Source organism: Anaerobacillus arseniciselenatis, assembly GCF_001865995.1.
GTDB lineage: Bacteria > Bacillota > Bacilli > Bacillales > Anaerobacillaceae > Anaerobacillus > Anaerobacillus arseniciselenatis.
This window is the reverse complement of record NZ_MLQQ01000002.1, coordinates 101,556-123,138: the sequence shown is the minus strand read 5'-3', so window position 1 is coordinate 123,138 and position 21,583 is coordinate 101,556. Positions and strand designations below refer to the sequence as shown.

Genomic DNA, 21,583 nt, shown 5'->3' with positions numbered 1-21,583 from the left:
AGGAGGCTAATCTTGTACTTAAGCTCCATCTCTTAATTTATTATTCAACTAAAAACTAGCGAAGCTTTTTCAAAGACTCTTCTAGTAGAGAAATCGCATATTTAGGATTGTGAATTCCTCCACTCTTATCAGTTTTTACGAGATAATAATTGTAGGCTGAAACGAAAGCTTCTGTACTTACATTGTCAAGGTCAACAGTTTCACCTTCTGCATCGACAAACGGGAATGTTAATCTCGACATGCCGATAGCTTCCGCTCCATCAACAGCGGCTACTGCTGCCTCGTGTAGTTCTTCAAGTAACTCATCAAGTTGAGCTTGGAGGTTTCCGCCTACGTAAAAATCACTGAGATTCGAGTGACATGAACCACAACTTGCTTCAATATCTGCTATATCCATACTAAAGTTATGTGAAACATATCCTTTATCAGTAACAGGCATGTGACAGCCTACACAACCAGGGATTTGGTGTCCAATCGTATTTCGATATTCGACATCTGGGTACTCCATACCACCGACCCCTGAATATAATGCTCCAGCATCATAATGCGGATAAGCTGTTGGTTTTCCTTCTCCTGATGCCCATTGTTCATACATATCAGCTGTGTCTCTTCTCCCGTTATGACAAGAAATACAAAGTGCCGATTCCTTTCCAGCGTCGTATGCCCCATCTACAAATGGTACATACCCTTCAGTCATTCCAGTTTTCAACATTTCTTGACCAGGACCAATATGACAGGTCGCACAGTCAATCGTCGTCGGTAATTTCAATTCTTCTCCTGCTTCCTCATCAGCTTGAGGTGTATAAGGATTATCGGTTAAATGCTGCATAAATCCATTTCCAGAGTGACACGGTTGACAGCCATCCCGTAAACCTGCAGAGTTTAGCGGTGCGCCAGTATTCGCGTGCCCAGTAAGTGACCATTCTTCACTAATTTTTTCAGTCATTGTTAAACTATCTAAATCTGAGTCAGTTCTTGGATCGGTAGTTTCAGAGGGTAAGTTATTGTTTTCTTCTGGAGGTTCTGTGGAACTATCTCCACTACAGGCGGCTAAAAAAAACGCTAAAATCAACACAATTGACATAGACCATAGCTTTTTCATTCATTCTTCCTCCTCTTCAAAGTTGTTTTAAACTCTCGGGTGTTTTTATGGAAGGTTATTAAATAATTCTTATCCCATCCCTTCATTTCTCTATATAAACAATATACAACTTTTTCCATAATTGAACATACTTTTTCACAGAAAATACATATAAACATTTTGTGAACCTTTACAATTCACACAAAAAAAGCGTTAGATGCAAAGCAGCAACTAACGCTTTTCTATATTTTCATTGATAATCTATCTCTTTGAAATCCAACGTATTAGCAACGTAATCCCGCCGATTACTGCTACAAATACGAAAAGAATAAGGAACAAACCTGAAAAATTGATAGTAACCACGCTAACCTCTCCCTTTTATCATATCTATTTTTCGTCGTGCTGAAATCCAACTACCAATTCCAAAACGTAATTTCGCCGAGTTGAACGCCTTGGATCTCATCAAGTTCTTGTAATCGTAATAGTTCTTTCGTTGGGCCGGTGATTACAGCACCGTAAACATTAAAGCCGTTTTCTTCAAGGTATTGAATCCTTTTCGCAAAATATTGGGTGCCGAAAAGCGTTTCCGCAAATTTTGAATCATCGTTGTAAATAAGTTTCATGTTATCAAGCATTAGTTGCTGGTTTCTGTCGATACTTCCTATCGTTAGATTCGTAGTACTGTATGAGAGAAAATCACTTCCAAACTCTCTTCCATATGTGAGTCCCCAAGCTTCAACAGCGACACTATTATCTCCGCCCCACCATCCTTCTGTAAACAGATCGAGTTCACCCATATAAACGGGCATCCACTCAACTTCTACGTCAAAATCTTCTAATAACATAAACAACTCTTCTGGTGTCATAAATTCTTTAGTTGAAAACGCAAGATCGGCAACGGTACCTTCATGAACTTTGTCTAGCGTCTCCCAAACTCCAGGATAATTATTCGCCTCAAGCGCCTCCCCAGTCTCTGGGTGAACTGGAAGCCAAAAGTTAAAGTCAGGCTGATCATTTTTTTGATAAAATTCAAAGTTCGATCGCGTAAATCCAGTCAGTGGTTTCCTCACGTGTAGCTGACCTACATCTTTTTTCTCTTGACCGATTTTCCGATAAAAAGGAACGGCCGCTTCTTGCGTGAGAAACGAGTTAATTTCTGCAAAACTAAGTCCGTGCTCAGCAGAAATTCCCGGGTATGTCCAGTCAATCGCAAGCTGCGAATAAGCGACAAGTTTATGGCCTTTCTCGGAATGGAGATAGCCGATGGATACGACCATCATATACGCCCAATATATAAAAAACATAATTACTGCGACCCGAAGGATACGTAATGTAAGCATAAAACGGTATCGGCGTAACACTTTTTTCTCCTTTTTTTCATTCCATTCAGTCATCATGTATTTCATTCCTTTCTTTAAAAGTGCTGTCTACTAGCAAATTCATGAAGCCGGTTCCGGGCCCGGTGTAAAGTCACTTTTACTTGATTTTCATTCATATCTAGAACGGCCGCAATTTCTTGATATGATAGTTGTTCGTCTTCTCGCAAATAAATGATCGTGCGATAAGTTTCATTCAGTTTTTTCATTAATTGGATCATGTCGTCCTCACTTTCTTTAGCGGTGACATAATCTTCTGGCTGCTCATATGGACTTAACAGATCGCTTTGTTTGTGGATCGCATCGATAAACGGGACCCATTCCCACCGTTTTCGTTTGCGCCACTCATCTAAATAAGCATGCCTTGCCACTTTGAATAGCCAACTCCGCACTTCATAATCTTCGTAAAAAGACAAAGAAATTGTTGCTTTATAAAAAGTCTCTTGAACAAGATCTTCTGCGGTCGTAGAGGATCCTGAGAGCCGGTATAAAAAATAATAAAGCGACTTTGCATGCTTTCGGTAAATCTCATCAAGCTTTTCTTTTTTGTTTTTATCCAAGCTCCGATCCCCCTTTCACCTTTATAACGAAAAAAACGAGGAAATGTTACACCTAAATTTTAAAAAAACAGATCATTACGATGGATTTCTCGAAAAAATATAAGTTTACTGCTTGTTTGGCCTGTTAACGGACATGTCCGTTACACTTATTAATCTATCAAATATGTAATCCCATTAACTCTCTAACTTTTTTCAATCTTATCATAAAAATATCATTTCATTGTGTTAGAAAAAAGAATCATCCACACCAAAAAAGCGTCAGTCACCTCTAGTCAACGAAAATAGACAAATACTACATACACACGTCTATTTTTCGTGATGCTTGGTGATCTGACACTTAAAGGACAATTCTTTAATAAAAATATTTTTTACCGACTGAAATCAGGTTGCTCGAACTAAAATACACTCGCCCGCTATCGCTTAATTGTTTTCCGCTTCCCATTTACCAACTTCTTCGCGGACTCGTGGTGCGACTTCTGTCCCTAACAGCTCAATCGCCTTCATGACATCTTCATGGGGCATAGTGCCTAGTGGAACGTGTAACATAAAGCGAGTAATGCCAACGTCCTTACGAAGGTGAATAATTTTCGTTGCCACTGTTTCAGGATCACCTACGTATAGTGCACCTTCTAAGCTGCGGGCGGCATCGAAGCTTGAGCGATCGTAATGTGGCCAACCTCGCTCGCGACCGATCACGTTCATCACTTGCTGAGTCGAAGGAAAGAATTTATTTGCTGCCGTCTCGGTGTCTTCTGCAATAAAGCCGTGGGAATGTGAAGCTACTGGCAATTTCGAAACATCATGGCCTGCCTGAGTTGCAGCTCTCTTATACAGTTGCACGAGTGGGGCAAACTGTTTTGGATTACCCCCGATAATCGCTAAGACAAGTGGTAATCCGAGCCTCCCAGCACGAACGACAGATTCTGAATTTCCGCCGCTACCAATCCATACAGGCAATGGATCTTGCACTGGTCGCGGATAAACACCGCGATTATTGATCGCCGGCCTGTGCCCACCTTTCCACGAGACTTTTTCAGACTCCCGTATTTTTAACAATAGTTCTAACTTCTCATCAAAAAGCTCATGATAGTCTTGGATATCGTAACCAAACAAAGGAAATGATTCGATAAAAGAACCTCGTCCAGCCATAATTTCAGCGCGACCGTTCGAAATCCCATCTACGGTAGCAAAATCTTGAAAAACACGAACAGGGTCTGCCGAAGAAAGAACCGTCACTGCACTCGTTAAACGAATATTTTTCGTTTGTGCAGCAGCCGCAGCCAAAACGACGGCCGGAGATGACGCAGCAAAATCTTCACGATGGTGTTCACCAACACCAAACACGTCCAAACCTACTTGGTCTGCTAGGACGATTTCTTCTACAACTTCACGTAAGCGCTGTGCATGACTTATTACTTCACCAGTTTTTACGTCCGGTGTTGTTTCTACAAACGTACTTATACCAATTTCCAATTCACCATTCCTCCTATTCCTTTCCTGCTATTATAATTTATTGCTATATTTCTTTATTTTCCCTAAAAACTAAAGTAATAACTCTATTTTGAATTTTTCTGTCGGCTAATTCAAGTTTTATGCCTTGAAATAAAGTTTTTGCTTAAGGTATGGTTTCTTTTCATTTTGAACAGAATTAATCAAAGAAGGAGGATTATACAATGAAACATTTAAACGTATTATTAATGAAATTTGTAATTAGTTTTATTGTCTTTTGGTTTAGCTTAGGTTTGTTATTTAATGCACCTTTAGTTGAAATCATATCATTTAGTTTACTAATTACGATTTTTTCATACTTTGTTGGTGATCAAATCATTCTTCCGCGAATTGGAAAAAGGAACGCAGTCGTCGTCGATTTTTTCCTCATCTATACAATCGTCTGGGTGTTTGGCAGCATATTTTTTCACAGCTATTTAATGATTGGTTGGGGAAGCATAATATCAGCAACGCTTATCGCGGGTTCAGAAGTATTTGTCCACTCTTATATTTTGAAAAACATAAAGCCTATTGTCCGTGAAAAACAACCGAACTTCAATCGAGATTTCGCTTTTGAGTTTGCGGAAGAGCAGGAACCAGGACGTAATCAAGAAAAAAATGATAAATGAAATAATCAACGTGGTTTCAAGAAAAAAGGCGTTAAAAACTGTTGCAGTTTTTCGCCTTTTTTTCTGTTGAGTGAATTTCATAATAACCAAAAATGAGCCATATCACGCAATAGATAGTTTGCGAATGGTTATGACGCAACTATCTATTGATCTTAGTGGCGAAAATAATGAATTATGAAATTCATTGTGGGAATTTCATATTGTACCTGTATATGACACCATTTTTGGTGAAAACACTGGTGGTGAATCAACATTTTCGATCCACATACGTTCTTTTCCATCGATACCGTCCTTTAGCCATACATCCCTACGATTATCATTTTTTGTGCGGCGAAACCATGTTACATAAGAACCAAATACTTGAGGTTTTACATCGAGCTCCTCATTTTTCGGAAAAGTGATTTGCATTTGTTCATTTGATTTTAAGTTTATAGCGTAAAGAGACGTAAACATCGTTGGGACAGGGCCTTCCTCCCACTCTTTATTTTCTTTGGCACGAGCTACAATCATCTGATCTTGAGAAAACCACTCTAAGTCTAGATCTACATATCCTTGAGGTGTGTATTGTTTCTGTTTTTTAGCAACAGGAATATCTGCAATCGTTGTTTTCTTATTTTCAACGAAAAATCTTCCCTCACCTGAAATATAGGCAAGTTGGTTTGCTGATGACGCCCACTTTATCCAATCTTCATACCATAACATTTTTCCAATGGCTTGAAACTGCTCTCCAGTTGACGATAAAACACATAACGTATTACTGTCATTGGACATGGATGCTGTAGGGGTGGCAAGAAAACTAACCCACTTACCATCATGACTCCATTTAAAATGTTCTGCGTTTATGGCAAATAGATCAGTCGTGTTCGTGTCCAGTGTATAAAATGACATCATTTTTTCGGCATTAAGATTTGCATCAATTGGAATTTTAAAAAGATGAATTGGTCCCCATCCATTAGGGAGTAATTTCGCTTGTGAGGAAACGATAAAATCGTGTCCATTCGGAAACCATGCGAAATCACTTACACCTAAAGAAACATTTTCAAACCCGAACGGACGACCATTCTTATTTTTCGTAACATTTAAAACTGTACCTGAAGTAAAGGCAAGTTGATTGTTAATAGGTGACCATTTAAAATTTGCTGTTTCAAGCACCTCATACGGCTGGTAATTTTCTTGTTTTTTCACATCATAAACAAGGAGGTTAGATTGATCCCCTTTTGCCCCTCTATCAATATAGGCGATAAAACGTTCATCGTATGACCATTTTGGAGAGTACACATTCTGCCCTTTTGTAAGTTGTATTTCTTCGACTCCCTTTTTGATCCATAATTGCTGATCGCGAAGAAAAGCTGCTGTTAATGGCTCTTCTGCACTAACAATCGTTAAAAAATTAAAGCTAATAATTATACATAGTAATAAAATCTTAATTTTCATTATGACTCCTCCTACAACTAGCTTCTCCGAACTTCGCATGGTCATTCGCAGGAACCGGAGGTGGAACTGACTACATCTAAGTAAATCAGTTTCACTAAATTGTCTGCTATTAGCGAGGATTTAACTGTGTTTTATAAAAGAAAAAGAAGATATCGACCTGCTACATAGGCCTTACCTTCTTTGAAATTGCATATCAAATATAAAGTTGCTCAAAAAGTGAAATTTTTACAGAGATATTATTTATGGATTTATAATGCATAGCCAATTTATGTTATATCAATCATGTTAACGCTTTTTGATAAAGAGAAATGATCTTTTGTAGTTGTGATTGAGCTTCTTGTAGTTCTTTTAGTGTCTTTTTAGCTCCCTCTGTATCTTTCTCACTCTCTTTAATTTTATCCTTTAAAACGGTGACTTCGACATTCGTAATTTCAGTTGGTGATGTATCATCTAAAATGAGACTTGCAAATATATCAAAATACTCTTGTGAGATTTTTCTTCTTTTTGTTAGTTTTTCATAGATCGGCAAAGCTTCGTTATTCGCTGTGATCGATAAAGCAAGAAAAGTGATAAATGCTTCATAAAATTTTATATACAGCTCGACTTTATCAAGTTCCTTTTTTACGTCTTTAATATTAGATACTAATTGTGTTTTTATCTCTTCCTTATCGGGTTCGTCTTGTTCCATTTGCTTCGTTAGCTTCATAAAATTTTGGACGTGATTTTTAGGGCTTATACTATTATCGTTTAATGCTTTTACCATTTCTTCGTATTTATTAAGTTTTTCTTTACTGGAGACGAGCGCATCCGTTCTTTCTTTTAACTTTAATAAATTCGAATTCAAATCAATTCACTCCAATTTTAAAAGTTGTGGTGGTACAGATTTGGCATGTATAGTGTTGCTTTTTATCCTATTGAATGCATTTTTATTTTAATTCATTATATTTATGCTAATGTTGTTGTAGAACTCTTCGTTTCGGTGTCCCCTGTACATAAGTTACTACGGGAAAGTTCACTTTCTTTGAAGGAACATTTCTTAGGAACTTAATTTCATTAATGTTGGTGAAAGTGAACTTTCATTGGTGTCTGACACCGCTCGTGGACATTTGACGTTTTTGTCCACGAGAGAAGGACACGCAGCTGGATTTTGTCGTGGGAATGGCACGCTTTAGAAATGTAGTTCATCATTTTTATGCTAGCGAAATCATTTTCATAACTAAACAACAATAACCCATCTCGATTTGAGACGGGTTATTGTTTACTTCTGGCTTACTAGCGTTAAGATAACGCTTATCTTAATGCTAAGTTGAATGAATGGATGGCTGTGGGATATGATGAAGGTTTATTATTTCCGTGGTCGTGAGCTACCGTCAAGAAAAGAAGAAGTAAAAATATTTTTATTAAGCGTGGGCCTAGATGGTTTGTTTGATCTCTTTGATTTGTGTGACGTATGTGACCTGGTTGATTTGTACGTCGTGTTCGAACTATGCGACCTTTGAAATTGGTGCGATTTTGTTGCATGATCTTTCGTTTTAGTGACACCAACAAATTGTTGAAGGATTCTTTTCGCAGTATTTAGAGACATCGTACTTTTGGGGTTATGGAGGTTTTGGCTAATTGTAGCTCCTGTATGATTTAAACATTTAAAATCGTCTTTTTCTGGAAGCATATGAAAGTAAAGAGGTTCTCCTTCTGTTTTTGTCCCAACTTTGACTAAAACAACCGTACTTTGCTGTGATCTTCCTGTCTGAGTACTAAACTCAAGATGCACTTTTTGGGCATGTCCAATTTTAATTAGCTTTAACAGTGTCTCATATTTTAGACGATACAATTCGCGCTTGCTAATTGCTGTTTTGGCATGGCGATTCACTGAATATAACGCCTGTTTGATGGATTCGATATCTAGAATTGTGCAACTATTATCTAATTTGCTCATTCGATTTCTCCTTTCTATTAAATTATAAAAATTTTTTTGGATCAGCTAGTGCGTTATTTTACCGTTGAAAATTATAGGAGTAAAATCGCATCTAAAAGGCTGAGCTTGTCCCACAACCATATTCACTAATATTGTAATCGATTGGGGTCTCAATAGCAATGGGATGGTTAGTTGGGGGTTTTATTTTATTTAACAAATTTCAGCGGACATCCGTTCCGTTATCCTATGAAAAATTTCACAGATAACAGAACATACGTCCGCACCGGTATCTCTTTTCTCAAACTCTTACCAAATTTCACACCCTAACTCATTATAAACGACAGTTCGAATATTGGCGTGGCGCTGTAGCATTGGCACTTGCAGGTCGACAAAATCGTAAACAACCGGAGTTTGCTTCGCCTCGACATTTCGCATGATCCGCCCGAGCTGCTGTTTCACTTTTGACTTTGATTTTGCTGGGGTCGCTAAATACAACTTATTTAAGTTCGGAATGTCTAAGCCTTCGTCCGCCAATTGGGTCGCGATAATCAGATTCAATTCATTGCTTCGGGCTTGATTTATCACCTTCTCGCGATCATCTTTACTTACTTTTCCTGTTAACACTGCGATTTTTAAAAGCGGAACTTCTTTTTTTAATATTTTGGCGATCGTCTCACAATGCGCGACGCGATTTGATAGCAATAACGCGACTTCACAACTATTCAAGGTTTCTTTTACAGTTTCGACAATTAATTGGTTGCGTTCACGGCATTTGATTAGTTGTTTCATCAGGCTCTGAAAGTCAGCACTTTTTGAACGAAAATCCGTGAAAATTTTCCGGACCTCAGGAATTAATATTCGATTTTCTTTTAACAAATCTTCCTCAGTAATTTCATATAAAGTTTGACCGACAACGTGATAAAGAATCGGCTCTAGTCCGTCTTTTCGTTTCGGTGTTGCCGTCAGTCCGAGACGAAATTTCGCCTTAGATATCTCAACAATATTTTGAAAGGTTTTACTCGGTACTCGGTGAGCTTCATCAATGACGATCGCCCCAAAGCTTTTACGTAAAAGATCTTTATCATATTTGACTAAGCTTTGCACGAGACCAACGGTGACTTTTTCACCAATCACTTTTTTTCCATCGCCGATCCTTCCGATTTCCTTAGCTGGAATGCGAAGAAACTTCTCGATTTGGTCGATCGTTTGGTACATCAAATCTTTCGTATGTGTGACCCATAACGTTTTTTGACCAGTCATCGCTAAAAAGAAGATACCCATTACGGTTTTCCCAGATCCACAAGGACTAATAATGACGCCCTGCCGGTATTTATGGGCTTTTAAAATTGCCTCATTTTGATATGTCCTAAGACAGCCCACCATTTCAGGATAATCAACAGAAACTGTAACTGTCTCATTTACAAACTCATAGGCTATCTTTTCATCTTTTAATCTTTTAATCAAATGAAATAAATATCCTCTCGGAAGGCGAATAGCTTCTTTCATTTCTTTAAAAAGCTTAATTTCTTTAGGAATCGATTTCGTACTTCGTTGAAAACTTTTTGCTTCGATGTATGCGGGGTTTTTTATCGTAAGGTCACGATAAAGGGCTGTAATGAAGTAATGTGGTATAGTTTTCGGTACATAAATGCCGTCTGAGATCGTAATTACAACAGGTGGCATCAATGACTATTCTATTTTCCTTAAAAAAATGATGTTTTGGTATTCGCCGTTGTACTCTACATTAATTTCGATTTTTTTTCCAATTAAACTATTACATGCATTAATGGCATTATCTGGAGTAATATGTCTCATTCCAAGATTTTGTAAGTCAGTGATTAAAATACCCACTCCACCTGCTTTCTCAATCCAATGAAACTTTTGTAATTTTCGACCAGAACGAACAACTTTCAGCTCCCAACAAAGCGGTCTTTTCCCATCAGCGACCGTGCTAATATTAACGTCTTCAACTAAGACGACGTAACGCCCATCTTCTAGGCGCCAATTATTTTTGAGATGATCTTTCATTTCTTCCATATCTTTACCAGTAATCGGCATGCTACCCCTCCTTTTCTTATTACTAGATTATGTCGAGCGCATATTTCTTATATCTACTTTTGTTAAACAAAAGCAACTTCTTGCAACTCCAACACATCTTGTCCTCAAAAAATAGGCGCTATTTTTTGAAAAGTGTGCATAACCTTTATAATAAAACGAATGGAATGTGCAAGACTTCGAGGTAATATCGAAAAAATTGATAAGGTTTTTGCAAAATTGAGATTTCCCTTTTCTGACATCAGATCCGTTATTTTGTCAATTGCCGTACGTTCGGTCTCTCGTACCAGAAATCAAAAAAGCACCCAAAAGTTTGGGTGCTTTCAATAATCATTCTGCCTCCTATTTGATAAGAAGCGATCATAATAGATCTTATTTAGCCATGTATACATCCATGTCTTGTTCTACATCTGTAATACCACTAATTCCGAATTTTTCTACCAATACGTTAGCTACATTTGGTGATAAGAATGCAGGTAATGTTGGCCCTAATTTAATGTCTTTTACCCCTAGGTATAAAAGAGCTAATAGAACGATAACTGCTTTTTGCTCATACCAAGCGATGTTATATTCGATCGGTAAATCGTTAATGTCGTTTAAGTCAAAGATTTCTTTCAACTTCATAGCAACAACAGCTAATGAGTAAGAATCGTTACATTGTCCAGCATCAAGTACACGTGGAATACCACCGATGTCTCCTAATGGAAGCTTGTTGTAGCGATATTTTGCACAACCTGCTGTTAAAATAACAGTATCTTGCGGAAGTCCTTTCGCGAATTCTGAGTAGTAGTCACGAGACTTCATACGTCCGTCACAACCAGCCATTACGAAGAACTTTTTAATCGCGCCAGATTTTACAGCGTCAACTACTTTATCAGCTAATTGAGTTACTTGGTTGTGAGCGAAGCCACCAACGATCGTTCCTTCTTCGATAGCTGTTGGAGCAGGTAATTTTTTCGCATGCTCAATGATTTCAGAGAAATCTTTCTTACCGCCATCTTGACGATCAGGAATGTGCGTAAATCCTGGATAAGCTGTTGAACCTGTCGTGTAAACGCGGTCTTTATAGCTCGCTCTTGGCGGAACGATACAGTTTGTCGTGAATAAAACTGGTCCGTTAAAGCTTTCGAATTCTTCTTTTTGTTTCCACCAAGCGTTTCCGTAGTTTCCGTAGAAATGCTCATATTTTTTGAACGCTGGGTAGTAGTTTGCAGGAAGCATTTCAGAGTGAGTATAAACGTCAACTCCAGTACCTGCTGTTTGTTCTAAAAGTTCTTCAAAGTCTTTTAAATCATGTCCACTTACGAGAATTGCTGGGTTGTTACGCGTATCAATTTTTACTTCCGTCATTTCTGGATGACCGTACTTAGTTGTGTTAGCTTCATCTAATAATGCCATTACGTCTACACCGTATTTACCTGTTTCCATAACTAGGCTAACTAGCTCATCAGCACCAAGCGAATCGTCTTCTGTTGCAACTAACGCTTTTTCGATGAAAGCAGAAATTTCATCTTTTTGATAGTTTAATTGGAACGCGTGCTTTGCGTATGCGGCCATTCCTTTTAATCCGAATAAAACTAGTGAACGTAAGCTACGAACATCTTCATTTTCAGTAGATAAAATTCCGACTTGACCTTCTTCAGATTTGTTGATGAACTCATCGCGTACTGCTGTCCAAGTTGCATAGTCAGGTAAATCAGAACCTAGCATTACTCCTTTATCTACTAATGCAGCTTTAATTTTTGCACGCTCTTGAAGTGCTTTTTCAATACGCTCAATAACACTTTCATCACTAAAGTTAGCATTTGTAATTGTTGTAAAAAGTCCATCCATAATTAGACGGTCTGTATTTTTTTCATTAATGCCTGCTTTACGTGCTTCTTGATTAACAAAAGCGACACCTTTTAATGTATAGATTAATAGATCTTGTAAATTAGAAACTTCACTCGTTTTTCCACAAACCCCAGCCATCATGTCACAACCAGTGTTTTTAGCAGCCTCTTGGCATTGGTAACAAAACATACTCATGTAAAAACTCCTCCTTAGATAATTCCTTCTTATAATGTATTTTGTGGGAACTCTGTTATTTCTTAGATGTTTTTCGTTTGTTTTCCCCTTCACACACTAAGCTTAACAAGGAAATGTTATTAACGAGGTGACCTATATCACTTTGGTGGAAAAATCTTATTTAATTTGTGAACAAAATATGTCTTTTTTACAAAACCGAGCAGAAATGCTAACTGAATGATCCTCACACAAACTAAGAACGGTACCTTTTTAGGTGCCGTTCTTAGTTTATTACTTTATTTATCCGCTCTTACCATACTATCAAATTTTCCTTTATGTGCCCCATCACAAAACGGCTTGTTTTTTGCTAGACCACACCTACAAAGTGAAAACGTTTGTTTCGTTGTGAATTTATTTCCTTCTCCATCCACTAACTCAACATCTCCAGTTACACGTAAAGAACCATTATCATTTACCTTAATAGTAGCCAACTAAAACCCCTCCCTCCTGAAAAGCGTTGCTAAATTAATACTTGATCCTAATATTCATTATAATTTCTTATCTATAAGTTTATGACACCAAAAAAAATGATTCTTACTATTTAAACTACGGAACTCGCAAGATTTAGCAAAAATTAAAAGCTTGGAAAGGCTGTTTCTGAAATTCATTAAGTTGTTTAGCCTTTCTCAATATGAACTTTCAATCAAACCAAAATCAGATTCCTATAATTATAACTTTAACATTACAAGACAGTTACATTTTGTTTTTAATGACAATGAAGAATAATCCAGAAGGTATTCGTACATTTTAAAAACATATGTCGGCTTTTTAATATAAGTAGGCATGTGAACGATAACACTAAGTCACTAAGTTCACATAGATTTTTAAAAAAGGTAAGAAGGTTTAAAATATTTGAACTTGGAAAGGTGTCTAGCTCCAAGATGCTTCACTGAATATGCTGCAGTGGAGTTTTGCGACGAGTAATCGCAGGAGCAAATGTTTCCGTGCGACGAGTAATCGCAGGAGCAAATGTTTCCGTGCGACGAGTAATCGCAGGAGCAAATGTTTTCGTGCGACGAGTAATCGCAGGAGCAGGCGCCATCGGCTCGACCGATTCAGACTTTCCCTTGCGGTCTAAAACCTGACCGCTACGGGAAGGTCTTCCACCGGTTTTCGCCGATAGGCGGGCGACTTGCGCTTTTCTTAAATAGAAGTTGTTGAAAGGATACAGTGATATGATTTCTGATATGCAGTTGGTGTTCGTGATTTTAATTATAACGACGATTTGTTTTTTAGTGCCTCGGTTTCGAGCAGATTTAGTGGCTGTTAATGCGTTGCATGCTTTATTGTTAACCGGACTTATTACCGTTGGTGAAGCGTTCGCTGGTTTTTCCAATAGTGTCGTGATTATGGTTGCTGCGTTGTTCATCGTCGGAGAAGGAGTTTTTCAAAGTGGACTAGCACAAAAAGCGGGTGATTTACTCGTAAAAAAAACAGGCAACAGCGAATTAAAGTTAACGATTTTTATGCTGGTTTTAGTCGCTGTCTTAAGTGGTTTTATAAGTAATACAGGGACAGTGGCGATCCTTCTTCCGATCGTCGTTAGTTTGTGTAGGCAAATGCAGCTCCATCCAGGAAAGCTTTTGATCCCGATGGCTTTTGCAAGTAGTATGGGTGGAGCTTTAACGTTAATTGGTACAGCACCTAACTTAATTGCCAGTCAAAGTTTACACGACGCGGGTTATGGCGCTCTTTCTTTTTTCGCGTTCACCCCGATTGGTCTAGCGATGCTGGCCACTGGTATTCTTTATTTATGGTTTGTAGGTCGAAAAATGCTCGATAAACCTATCGAAAATAAAACAGGTACAACTGAAAAGTTTGATGCAGAAGAACTCGTTGAACAGTACGGAGTGACGAATCAAATTTTTGCCGTTAAAGCTCCACCAAGTAGCGACCTCGTCGGTTCTACAATTAAAGAACTAAGATTACCTAGTACATATCAAATCACCGTGTTAGAAGTCATAAAAAAAGAAGCAACTGCTCTAACACGAATTATCGGACGTCTTCAAACACAACGGATGACTATTGAACCGAGTTATGTCATCGAAGCAGATGATATTTTTCTTATTTATGGAGAAGAAACTGCCGTGAAACAATTAGTTGCTAACACTGGTCTAACTTTACAAAAAGGAAATCAGCAATTAGAAGAAGCTCATTTAGCTGAGGTGATTTTAACACCACGATCACGGTTAATTAATCAGACGATTCAACAAGTGAATTTTAGAGAAAAATACGGATTAACGGTTTTAGCTTTGAAACACCAATTCAGTGAGCCGAGAAGGTTTAATGAAGACGAAACGTTGCTGTATGGAGATTCGATACTCGTTCATGGGAAGTGGAAAGATATTAACCTCCTTTCTGCTGAAAAGAATGACACGGTCATCTTAAAATCAGCAGCCGGAGCAACTGACCTAGCCAATCAAACACAGAAAAGTATGGTTGCTGGGATTATCTTGTTTGTAATGTTATTAGCGATGGTCTTAGAATGGGTACCAGCCGTCGTAGCGATTGTCGTTGCTGCGGTATTTATGGTTTTGACCGGCTGTGTTCGACAAACCGATCAAGCTTACCAGTCGATCAATTGGCAAACTGTCATTCTTATCGCCTGTATGCTTCCGATGGCGACAGCGTTAGAAAATACCGGTGGAGTCACATTCTTGTCAGAAGGTCTTATTCAAAGTTTAGGTGGGGTTGGTCCGATTGCAGTTCTAGCAGGTTTATACGCGATCACTTCACTGTTTAGTCAATTCATTAGTAATACAGCGACCGCCGTTTTATTGTTTCCTGTGGCAATTTTAACCGCCGAACAGATGGGCGTTAGTCCGTTTCCGATGGTAATGGCTGTTGCTTTTTCATCTAGTATGGCGTTTGCCACACCTGTCGCTACACCGCCGAATGCGATGGTGATGGCTGCAGGGAAGTACTCATTTTTGGACTTCGTTCGTGTCGGTATTCCTTTGCAAATATTGATCGCGATTATTGCAATTTTATTGGTGCCGTTGATGTTTCCTTTCTAGTATTATTGAGCGGGGAAAATTCTGACCGGACTATGTGCAATAATATGTGTACTTGAGGAGCAAGCCATTTGAGTTTCGTTCAAAGTGACGTTTGCTACGGTTTTCAGCTTGTAAACGTCACATTGGGACCATCATCGTGACGTTCAACTAATTTTCATAATGTAAAGGGAACGTCAGCAAATTCAACGTTCCCTTTACAATGGTTGTAAGTCATTTCGACTTATCAAACCATCAATATCTCTCGAATATCCTCATCCGTTAATTTTGGAGTTCGTTCCTCGTGCGGGTCGATAATTTCTTCGATTAAATCTCTTTTCTTTTCTTGCAGTTCGTTGATTTTTTCTTCTATCGTCCCTTTAGTAACGAGCTTAATCACTTGTACATCATTCGTTTGTCCGATGCGATGGGCGCGGTCGGCTGCTTGCTCTTCAACAGCCGGGTTCCACCAAAGGTCATAAAGGATCACCGTATCAGCGCCTGTCAAGTTAAGCCCTGTGCCACCTGCTTTTAACGATATGAGGAAAAAATCACGTTCTCCACGATTAAAGCGATCGCAAATTTCCAATCTTTCTTCTGATGGAGTTTGTCCATCAAGATAAAAAAACGGCTCTCCATCACCTGTTAATTGTCTGCCAATCAGCTCAAGCATTTTGGTAAACTGTGAAAAAATCAGGACCCTTCTTCCGGATAGCTTTGCTTCGTTGATTAACTGCATCAATTGTTCGAATTTCGCCGAACTTCCTTGATAACCGTCAACAAACAAACTTGGATGGCAACAAATTTGTCGTAATCGCGTCAACCCAGCGAGAATTTTGATCTTATTTTTCTTCAGTGTATCTTTGTCGAGATGCTTCAATGTTTCATGTTTTAGCTTGGCTAAATAAGCAGCGTAAAGCTTTTTTTGTTCTGGAAACAAATCGACTTTTTCCATCGACTCGATTTTTTTTGGAAGCTCTTCAAGCACATCCTCCTTTATTCTGCGAAGTAAAAACGCACTTGTTCTCCTCGAGATCGCCTTCTTCGAAAGATAGCTATATTCTTTTAAGCCTTGAAAAAGTTCCGGAAAGACGACGTGAAAAATCGACCACAACTCGACTAATGAGTTTTCTACCGGAGTCCCGGTTAAAGCAAAGCGAGTATCAGCCTCGATTTTCTTCACTGCACGAGCCGTTTGTGTTACCGGATTTTTAAAAGCTTGGGCCTCATCAAAAAACACGCTATGAAAGGATTGTTTTTCATACGAGCTAATATCCTTTCGTAACAAAGGATAAGACGTAATGACAACGTCGACATCCGTAATAGTTTTCAGCTTTTTTATACGATCTTTTTGATCGCCGTCAATGATGATTGCTCGTACATAAGGTGAAAATTTCTTGAATTCACTGAGCCAGTTGTACGTTAAAGATGACGGACATACGATTAAAACAGGTCTTTTCTTTTTCCGGATTTCTTGTAGCTCTGAGACAATGAACGTAATGCTTTGTAACGTTTTTCCGAGACCCATATCATCGGCGAGTATCCCGCCAAAACCGTAGTGAGCCAACGTTTTCATCCATTGAAAACCTTGCTTTTGATAGTCGCGCAATATCGGCTTTAGCTCTTCAGGTACTACAAACTTTAAGCTTCCAGGATTCCTGAGATGATCCAGGAACTGAGAAAAAGATTGCTCTGGCGTAAAAATATCACTACCTTGAACCGTATCAAGTAACTGCAGTCCTCGGACAATCGGGACATTCAAGCCCTTTTCTAAATCTTCATATTGGTTTGGAACGTTTGCTAAAAAGTGTTGAACGTCTTCAAACTCTTTTGTTTCCAATGGGAGCAGCGAACCGTTCAGACGATAAAATTTTCGTTTTTCCTCTAACGCTTGTAAAATTTCACGAATATGTTGTTCAGGGATTCCGTCCATTTCAAACTTGAATTCAAGCCAATTCGTGCGGTCTTTTTTTTTCTTCACTTTAATTTGTGGCGGTTTATTTCCTTTGAAAATCCGCATTTTTACAGAGGTTGTCGCATAAATTTGCACCAGTTTTTGAAGTTTCGGTACGACATACGATAAAAATTCATATTCCAATTCTTCGTTATGCAACAAATATCCGCCATCTGTCTTCGCAAACCCACTATCGTCCATTAACTGAAGGATTTCTTCCTCTTTATCGACATCACGGATCATCGGGCTACCTGCTAATGGTTGTGGTTCCGAAGAAGTGAACGACATTGGCCCTTCCGTAGAAGCACGAGATTCAAGCGGGTTGATCACCCAATTTTCATATTGAAATTCGAGCCCTGCTAGGAGACGATTTTTAACTCGATCTAAATAAAGCTTTGCCTTCAACGGTGTGTTTACTAGCCCTTCTGAAATCACAGCAGATATTTTGACCTCGCCTAGTTTTTTTAAACCAGGTACGACTTTATCTAAGAAAAAATGAATTTGCTCCTTGGGGATCGGGATGTACTCTGCGCCAGAAGTTGTCATCATCTTTATTAAATCTGACAGACGTTGGCAATCTTCGCTATTCATCTCGATGATGACCCCTTCAGAAATAACTGAGTTATAGTCGGCCAAAACGATGAGCTGCTTTAGACCGTGGACCTTCAGATGATAGCCAGTCCCATTCCCTTTCACTAATTCGAAATGTAAAGAAAGTTTGTCATTAGCTACTTCAAATTCATCATAAGTTTCTGCACCATCATTCAACTTCACGAGAGGGGAGTTCTCAAATAATCGCAAAAGCCTTTCCCACGAAGACGGAGCTATCAGCAACATTCGATCATTTTCTAGAGACGACGTTGCTTCGCTATACACTTTTTCATCTTTATTCACCCGAATGAGTTCACGGATGACAGCCTCTGTATTTTTATCAAAACAATGTTTGGTCGGATCGTAATTGTAGGTACTTGAAACTGAACTTCTCTTGCCTTCTTCCACTAGCTGTAAAAATTCGCGAATATTTTTTACAAACGCTTGCTCGAACTTCAACTGTAAACCGAACATATATTGATCATTACTGACTCGTACGGGTTGACACACAAATTCCACTGCAACTACTTGTCTTTTTTCAAAATAAGTTTGTTGCTGACTTTTCCGCCGCGGCGGATCATTAAATAGTGTTAGCAACCCTTCTGTTAAAGCTGGATCATTGGAAGAACTGTCCTGCCCACCACTGATCGGGCTCGTCCCTCGTCCTTGTTGCTCATATATCGCCAACAAAACTGCAGCAATATGCTGACAATCCTTTTGAAAAGAAGCAAGTTTCGGACAGCTGCACTGCGCGTGAATCCCCCCTTCACGTGTGCTATGAACTGTGACATAAAAATCTTCCGTTCCTGTCACGATGGCTTCACAATGATCCTCTTCAAATTTTTCAAATGACACTTTATTCGCACGATGAAAAGAGTCCCCTTTTTTGAAGGAGACCGTCCCGCACATATCTTGAATTAGTTTTGGAGTTACTTTAATATTCAAAACGAGCCTTCTCCTTCCCGAGGACATTTTTTCATTATAAGTCGGTCTCACCGCACCTTCACTCTTAAACGATTGTACCATAAAGGGAATAATCAGACCTAGTGAGAAAATCGGCTGCGAACACGATTTCAAAAACGATGTATAAAACACCGTCTAGCCCTGATCATTCACAAAACTGAAACAATGTCTCCGTCATCGTATCTTTCTACACCCTCCCAATTAACGCCTGCGAAATATTAAAAGAATGGTGATTAATTTTTAATAGTTGACTTAAAAGATCAACGTAAATCGAGCTAAGACGGCTGCTTTGATGATCACCATTATTAAAATGGAGAAACCTTAAATTTCTTTCTGTTTTTAAAATGAGTGGATTTCTTTTAATGACGTTAATGGCTCTCGTTCCATCATTTTCTTCGAACGCTTCAAGAGCTTCATGAAAACTTACTACAACCTCGTTGTACAACTGTGTAATTCCTTCTACCTCCGACTTACTTAAGCTCGTATGTGTATCTTCGAGTTTAATCGTAATCAACGCCATTCGTTGCACAGCATCTGATATCCCCTCTAACTCATTATTAATATAAAGATATTTTAAACTTTCCATCGACTCATCCTCAGAAAGTTCTTGCTCAGTGATATCTTGTAAATAATGGTAAATCTCACGATAAATTTTATCAATTGTGCTTTCATATTCAATCACAGATTGGCGATAACCTGGATTTTTTTCATCTAACATCGCTTCGAATTTACTTAGCATCTCTTGATCTATTAAACTAGCCATACTACCTAATTCTTTTCTTGTCTGGATCAGAGCAACAACTGGAACTTCTAAACTATCAGGATCCAAGTACTTCACATGTTTTGGCAATTTCTCTTTACTAGGAAGCATTGTCACCATCCAATCGGCAAATTTATTACAAAACGGCAAAAGTATAATTAAATTGACCATGTTAAAAATCGTGTGGGCGTTAGCAATTTGTCGTTCAATATCTCCACCTAACATTTGTAATCCAGAAACGAAAAATGATGTGATTGGAAGGAAAAACAAAACGCCAATCATTTTAAAAATTGCATGCGCGACAGCCGTTCGTTGCGCATCTTTTGAAGCCTTTATACTGGAAATCAGCGCCGTAACGACGGTTCCGACATTGGCACCATAAACGATGGCAATCGCCGCTTCAAGTGTTAGTGATCCACTAACCGCTAACGTCATCGCTATCGCAATGGTGGCGGCACTATTTTGAATGATCGCTGTAAAAATTAAAGCGATCATGACTGTAATTAAAAGATTATCCGTTAAATATAGAAACGCCCCTGACAATTCAGGATTATTCTCGATCGGTTTCATCGCATCGGTGATAATTCCCATTCCGAAAAAAAACAAAACCAAACCCTAATAAAATCGTCCCAACCGCTTTCTTTTGGGTCGATGAGACGAGAAAAATTAACACCCCTACCGCAATAAATAAAAGTGCGTAATCAGTAATTTTAAAAGCAATTAGTTGTACAGTGATCGTCGTTCCGATTGCCGTCCCGAGCATAACCCCCATTGCTTGCCTTAAAGTTAACAAGCCAGCATTAACAAAGCCGACGACCATAACCGTCGCCGCACTCGAAGACTGCAAAACCGCCGCTAAAACAATCCCGACAACCGAACCTAAAAGTTGGTTTTTCGTCACTTTACTCAAAAATTCTTTTAAATGGCTAGAAGCTGATTTTCTTAACCCTTCACTAGCTAAATACATTCCATATAAAAATATACCTAGCCCACCTAACACCCCCATAATCATTTGTGTTACCCATTCCATCCTAACACTCTCCTATAGTAGTAGCGGGTAAAGTCAGTTCAAGAATTCATCGAACGTTTTCCACTACCTTATTTAATCTCACGACTTGACGAGTTACATTTCTTTGCACTACGTTCAATAAAATCGATCATCAAATAAAGACTTGCTAATAGGAAGAAACGATTAAAGTGTTTTTAATGAATCATATTTTTTTGAAACTTGGCTCCTCAATCCAGTTGAATTGAACCGTACTTAACTAAATGTATCTTTATGTGGCATATTTGGATGTTGAAACTCGCTTTATTATAAAATTTTTTTGAGATAAAAATGAGGGTGGGACAAAACAAAGTGTCAGACACCGCTAGACACCGAATATAGACATATGATAATTCTTTACGTCTATATTTAGTAGGATCCTTGTTGTGTCAGACACTTTTGTCCCACCCTCAGTTAGGAGATTTTATTTATTTTCCAGCGAACGGCTTGTGGAACAACGTTGTGAAACAAGGAATTTCGGGGCGTGCTTGTGACTTACCTCCATTTTTGCACTTTATTAATCATATACAAATATGAGGTAATTAGAACTTTGGTCGAGTGTGAACTTCTTACTATGGGTTTTAAAACGCTCTCTCACAAAAAATAACCACTAAATAAAGACGTAATTGATTTAGCTTCGTCTCAATTTAGTGGTTATTGATTTGATGATTG

Annotated in this window: 17 protein-coding genes; 2 read left to right on the top strand and 15 right to left on the bottom strand. The window is 38.5% G+C overall.

Translation table 11 applies throughout. The features are described from left to right. Window positions 1-55 precede the first annotated feature (55 nt). From BKP35_RS05290 to BKP35_RS05275, 4 genes are all read right to left on the bottom strand, one after another. Window positions 56-1,102, bottom strand: a complete 1,047-nt coding sequence (locus BKP35_RS05290; RefSeq protein ID WP_071312367.1) for an ammonia-forming cytochrome c nitrite reductase subunit c552 — start codon at window positions 1,100-1,102, stop codon at window positions 56-58. Window positions 1,103-1,494: 392 nt separating this feature from the next. Continuing rightward, the gene (locus BKP35_RS05285) at window positions 1,495-2,478 is read right to left on the bottom strand and encodes an anti-sigma factor (protein WP_169819142.1); all 984 of its coding nucleotides are present in this window, start codon (window positions 2,476-2,478) and stop codon (window positions 1,495-1,497) included. Window positions 2,479-2,495: 17 nt separating this feature from the next. Continuing rightward, window positions 2,496-3,017: a sigma-70 family RNA polymerase sigma factor gene (locus BKP35_RS05280; protein WP_071312366.1), complete on the bottom strand. Its 522-nt coding sequence runs from the start codon at window positions 3,015-3,017 to the stop codon at window positions 2,496-2,498. A 420-nt stretch (window positions 3,018-3,437) separates the two neighbouring features. Then, a complete protein-coding gene (locus BKP35_RS05275) occupies window positions 3,438-4,490 on the bottom strand; it encodes an LLM class flavin-dependent oxidoreductase (RefSeq protein WP_071312365.1) in 1,053 nt (350 codons plus the stop codon). A gap of 200 nt (window positions 4,491-4,690) precedes the next feature. On the opposite strand from BKP35_RS05275, the gene BKP35_RS05270 reads away from it, so the two are divergent. Further along, window positions 4,691-5,134: a YndM family protein gene (locus tag BKP35_RS05270; RefSeq protein WP_071312364.1), complete on the top strand. Its 444-nt coding sequence runs from the start codon at window positions 4,691-4,693 to the stop codon at window positions 5,132-5,134. Window positions 5,135-5,329: 195 nt separating this feature from the next. Here the strand turns inward: BKP35_RS05270 and BKP35_RS05265 are convergent, their stop codons facing one another. The 8 genes from BKP35_RS05265 to BKP35_RS19390 all read right to left on the bottom strand — a co-directional run bounded on the left by BKP35_RS05265 (window position 5,330) and on the right by BKP35_RS19390 (window position 13,647). Then, on the bottom strand, window positions 5,330-6,568 hold the full coding sequence (locus tag BKP35_RS05265) for a translocation protein TolB (RefSeq protein ID WP_071312363.1): 1,239 nt from the start codon (window positions 6,566-6,568) through the stop codon (window positions 5,330-5,332). 280 nt (window positions 6,569-6,848) lie between these two features. Further along, a complete protein-coding gene (locus BKP35_RS05260) occupies window positions 6,849-7,412 on the bottom strand; it encodes a hypothetical protein (protein WP_071312362.1) in 564 nt (187 codons plus the stop codon). A gap of 501 nt (window positions 7,413-7,913) precedes the next feature. Continuing rightward, window positions 7,914-8,504, bottom strand: a complete 591-nt coding sequence (locus BKP35_RS05255) for a YkyB family protein (protein ID WP_071312361.1) — start codon at window positions 8,502-8,504, stop codon at window positions 7,914-7,916. A gap of 285 nt (window positions 8,505-8,789) precedes the next feature. Further along, complete coding sequence (locus BKP35_RS05250; RefSeq protein ID WP_139192808.1) at window positions 8,790-10,166, bottom strand: DEAD/DEAH box helicase; 1,377 nt, start codon at window positions 10,164-10,166, stop codon at window positions 8,790-8,792. Window positions 10,167-10,172: 6 nt separating this feature from the next. Beyond that, entirely contained in the window at window positions 10,173-10,541 is a 369-nt protein-coding gene (locus BKP35_RS05245; protein ID WP_071312359.1) for a hypothetical protein, read from the bottom strand. A 369-nt stretch (window positions 10,542-10,910) separates the two neighbouring features. Further along, window positions 10,911-12,566: a hydroxylamine reductase gene (gene hcp / locus BKP35_RS05240; RefSeq protein WP_071312358.1), complete on the bottom strand. Its 1,656-nt coding sequence runs from the start codon at window positions 12,564-12,566 to the stop codon at window positions 10,911-10,913. 275 nt (window positions 12,567-12,841) lie between these two features. Further along, on the bottom strand, window positions 12,842-13,036 hold the full coding sequence (locus tag BKP35_RS05235; RefSeq protein ID WP_071312357.1) for a CDGSH iron-sulfur domain-containing protein: 195 nt from the start codon (window positions 13,034-13,036) through the stop codon (window positions 12,842-12,844). 455 nt (window positions 13,037-13,491) lie between these two features. Continuing rightward, the gene (locus BKP35_RS19390) at window positions 13,492-13,647 is read right to left on the bottom strand and encodes a hypothetical protein (RefSeq protein WP_169819141.1); all 156 of its coding nucleotides are present in this window, start codon (window positions 13,645-13,647) and stop codon (window positions 13,492-13,494) included. Window positions 13,648-13,759: 112 nt separating this feature from the next. On the opposite strand from BKP35_RS19390, the gene BKP35_RS05230 reads away from it, so the two are divergent. Further along, window positions 13,760-15,622, top strand: coding sequence for an SLC13 family permease (locus BKP35_RS05230; RefSeq protein WP_169819140.1), 1,863 nt, complete (start codon window positions 13,760-13,762; stop codon window positions 15,620-15,622). 223 nt (window positions 15,623-15,845) lie between these two features. Here BKP35_RS05230 and BKP35_RS05225 read toward each other — a convergent pair whose 3' ends face one another. The 3 genes from BKP35_RS05225 to BKP35_RS20050 all read right to left on the bottom strand — a co-directional run bounded on the left by BKP35_RS05225 (window position 15,846) and on the right by BKP35_RS20050 (window position 20,896). Beyond that, window positions 15,846-19,088, bottom strand: a complete 3,243-nt coding sequence (locus BKP35_RS05225) for a DEAD/DEAH box helicase (RefSeq protein ID WP_071312355.1) — start codon at window positions 19,086-19,088, stop codon at window positions 15,846-15,848. A 205-nt stretch (window positions 19,089-19,293) separates the two neighbouring features. Continuing rightward, window positions 19,294-20,436: a Na/Pi cotransporter family protein gene (locus tag BKP35_RS20055; RefSeq protein ID WP_071312354.1), complete on the bottom strand. Its 1,143-nt coding sequence runs from the start codon at window positions 20,434-20,436 to the stop codon at window positions 19,294-19,296. Continuing rightward, window positions 20,417-20,896: a Na/Pi symporter gene (locus BKP35_RS20050; protein ID WP_071312353.1), complete on the bottom strand. Its 480-nt coding sequence runs from the start codon at window positions 20,894-20,896 to the stop codon at window positions 20,417-20,419. The genes BKP35_RS20055 and BKP35_RS20050 overlap by 20 nt, the downstream gene beginning before the upstream one ends. Between the last annotated feature and the right edge of the window lie 687 nt (window positions 20,897-21,583).

Coding starts and splice junctions, on each gene's coding strand:
- BKP35_RS05290 (WP_071312367.1), bottom strand. CDS start 1,102: ATGAAAAAGCTATGGTCTATGTCAATTGTGTTGATTTTAGCGTTTTTT.
- BKP35_RS05285 (WP_169819142.1), bottom strand. CDS start 2,478: ATGATGACTGAATGGAATGAAAAAAAGGAGAAAAAAGTGTTACGCCGA.
- BKP35_RS05270 (WP_071312364.1), top strand. CDS start 4,691: ATGAAACATTTAAACGTATTATTAATGAAATTTGTAATTAGTTTTATT.
- BKP35_RS05265 (WP_071312363.1), bottom strand. CDS start 6,568: ATGAAAATTAAGATTTTATTACTATGTATAATTATTAGCTTTAATTTT.
- BKP35_RS05255 (WP_071312361.1), bottom strand. CDS start 8,504: ATGAGCAAATTAGATAATAGTTGCACAATTCTAGATATCGAATCCATC.
- BKP35_RS05250 (WP_139192808.1), bottom strand. CDS start 10,166: ATGCCACCTGTTGTAATTACGATCTCAGACGGCATTTATGTACCGAAA.
- BKP35_RS05245 (WP_071312359.1), bottom strand. CDS start 10,541: ATGCCGATTACTGGTAAAGATATGGAAGAAATGAAAGATCATCTCAAA.
- hcp (WP_071312358.1), bottom strand. CDS start 12,566: ATGAGTATGTTTTGTTACCAATGCCAAGAGGCTGCTAAAAACACTGGT.
- BKP35_RS19390 (WP_169819141.1), bottom strand. CDS start 13,647: ATGGCGCCTGCTCCTGCGATTACTCGTCGCACGAAAACATTTGCTCCT.
- BKP35_RS20055 (WP_071312354.1), bottom strand. CDS start 20,436: ATGAAACCGATCGAGAATAATCCTGAATTGTCAGGGGCGTTTCTATAT.
- BKP35_RS20050 (WP_071312353.1), bottom strand. CDS start 20,896: ATGGAATGGGTAACACAAATGATTATGGGGGTGTTAGGTGGGCTAGGT.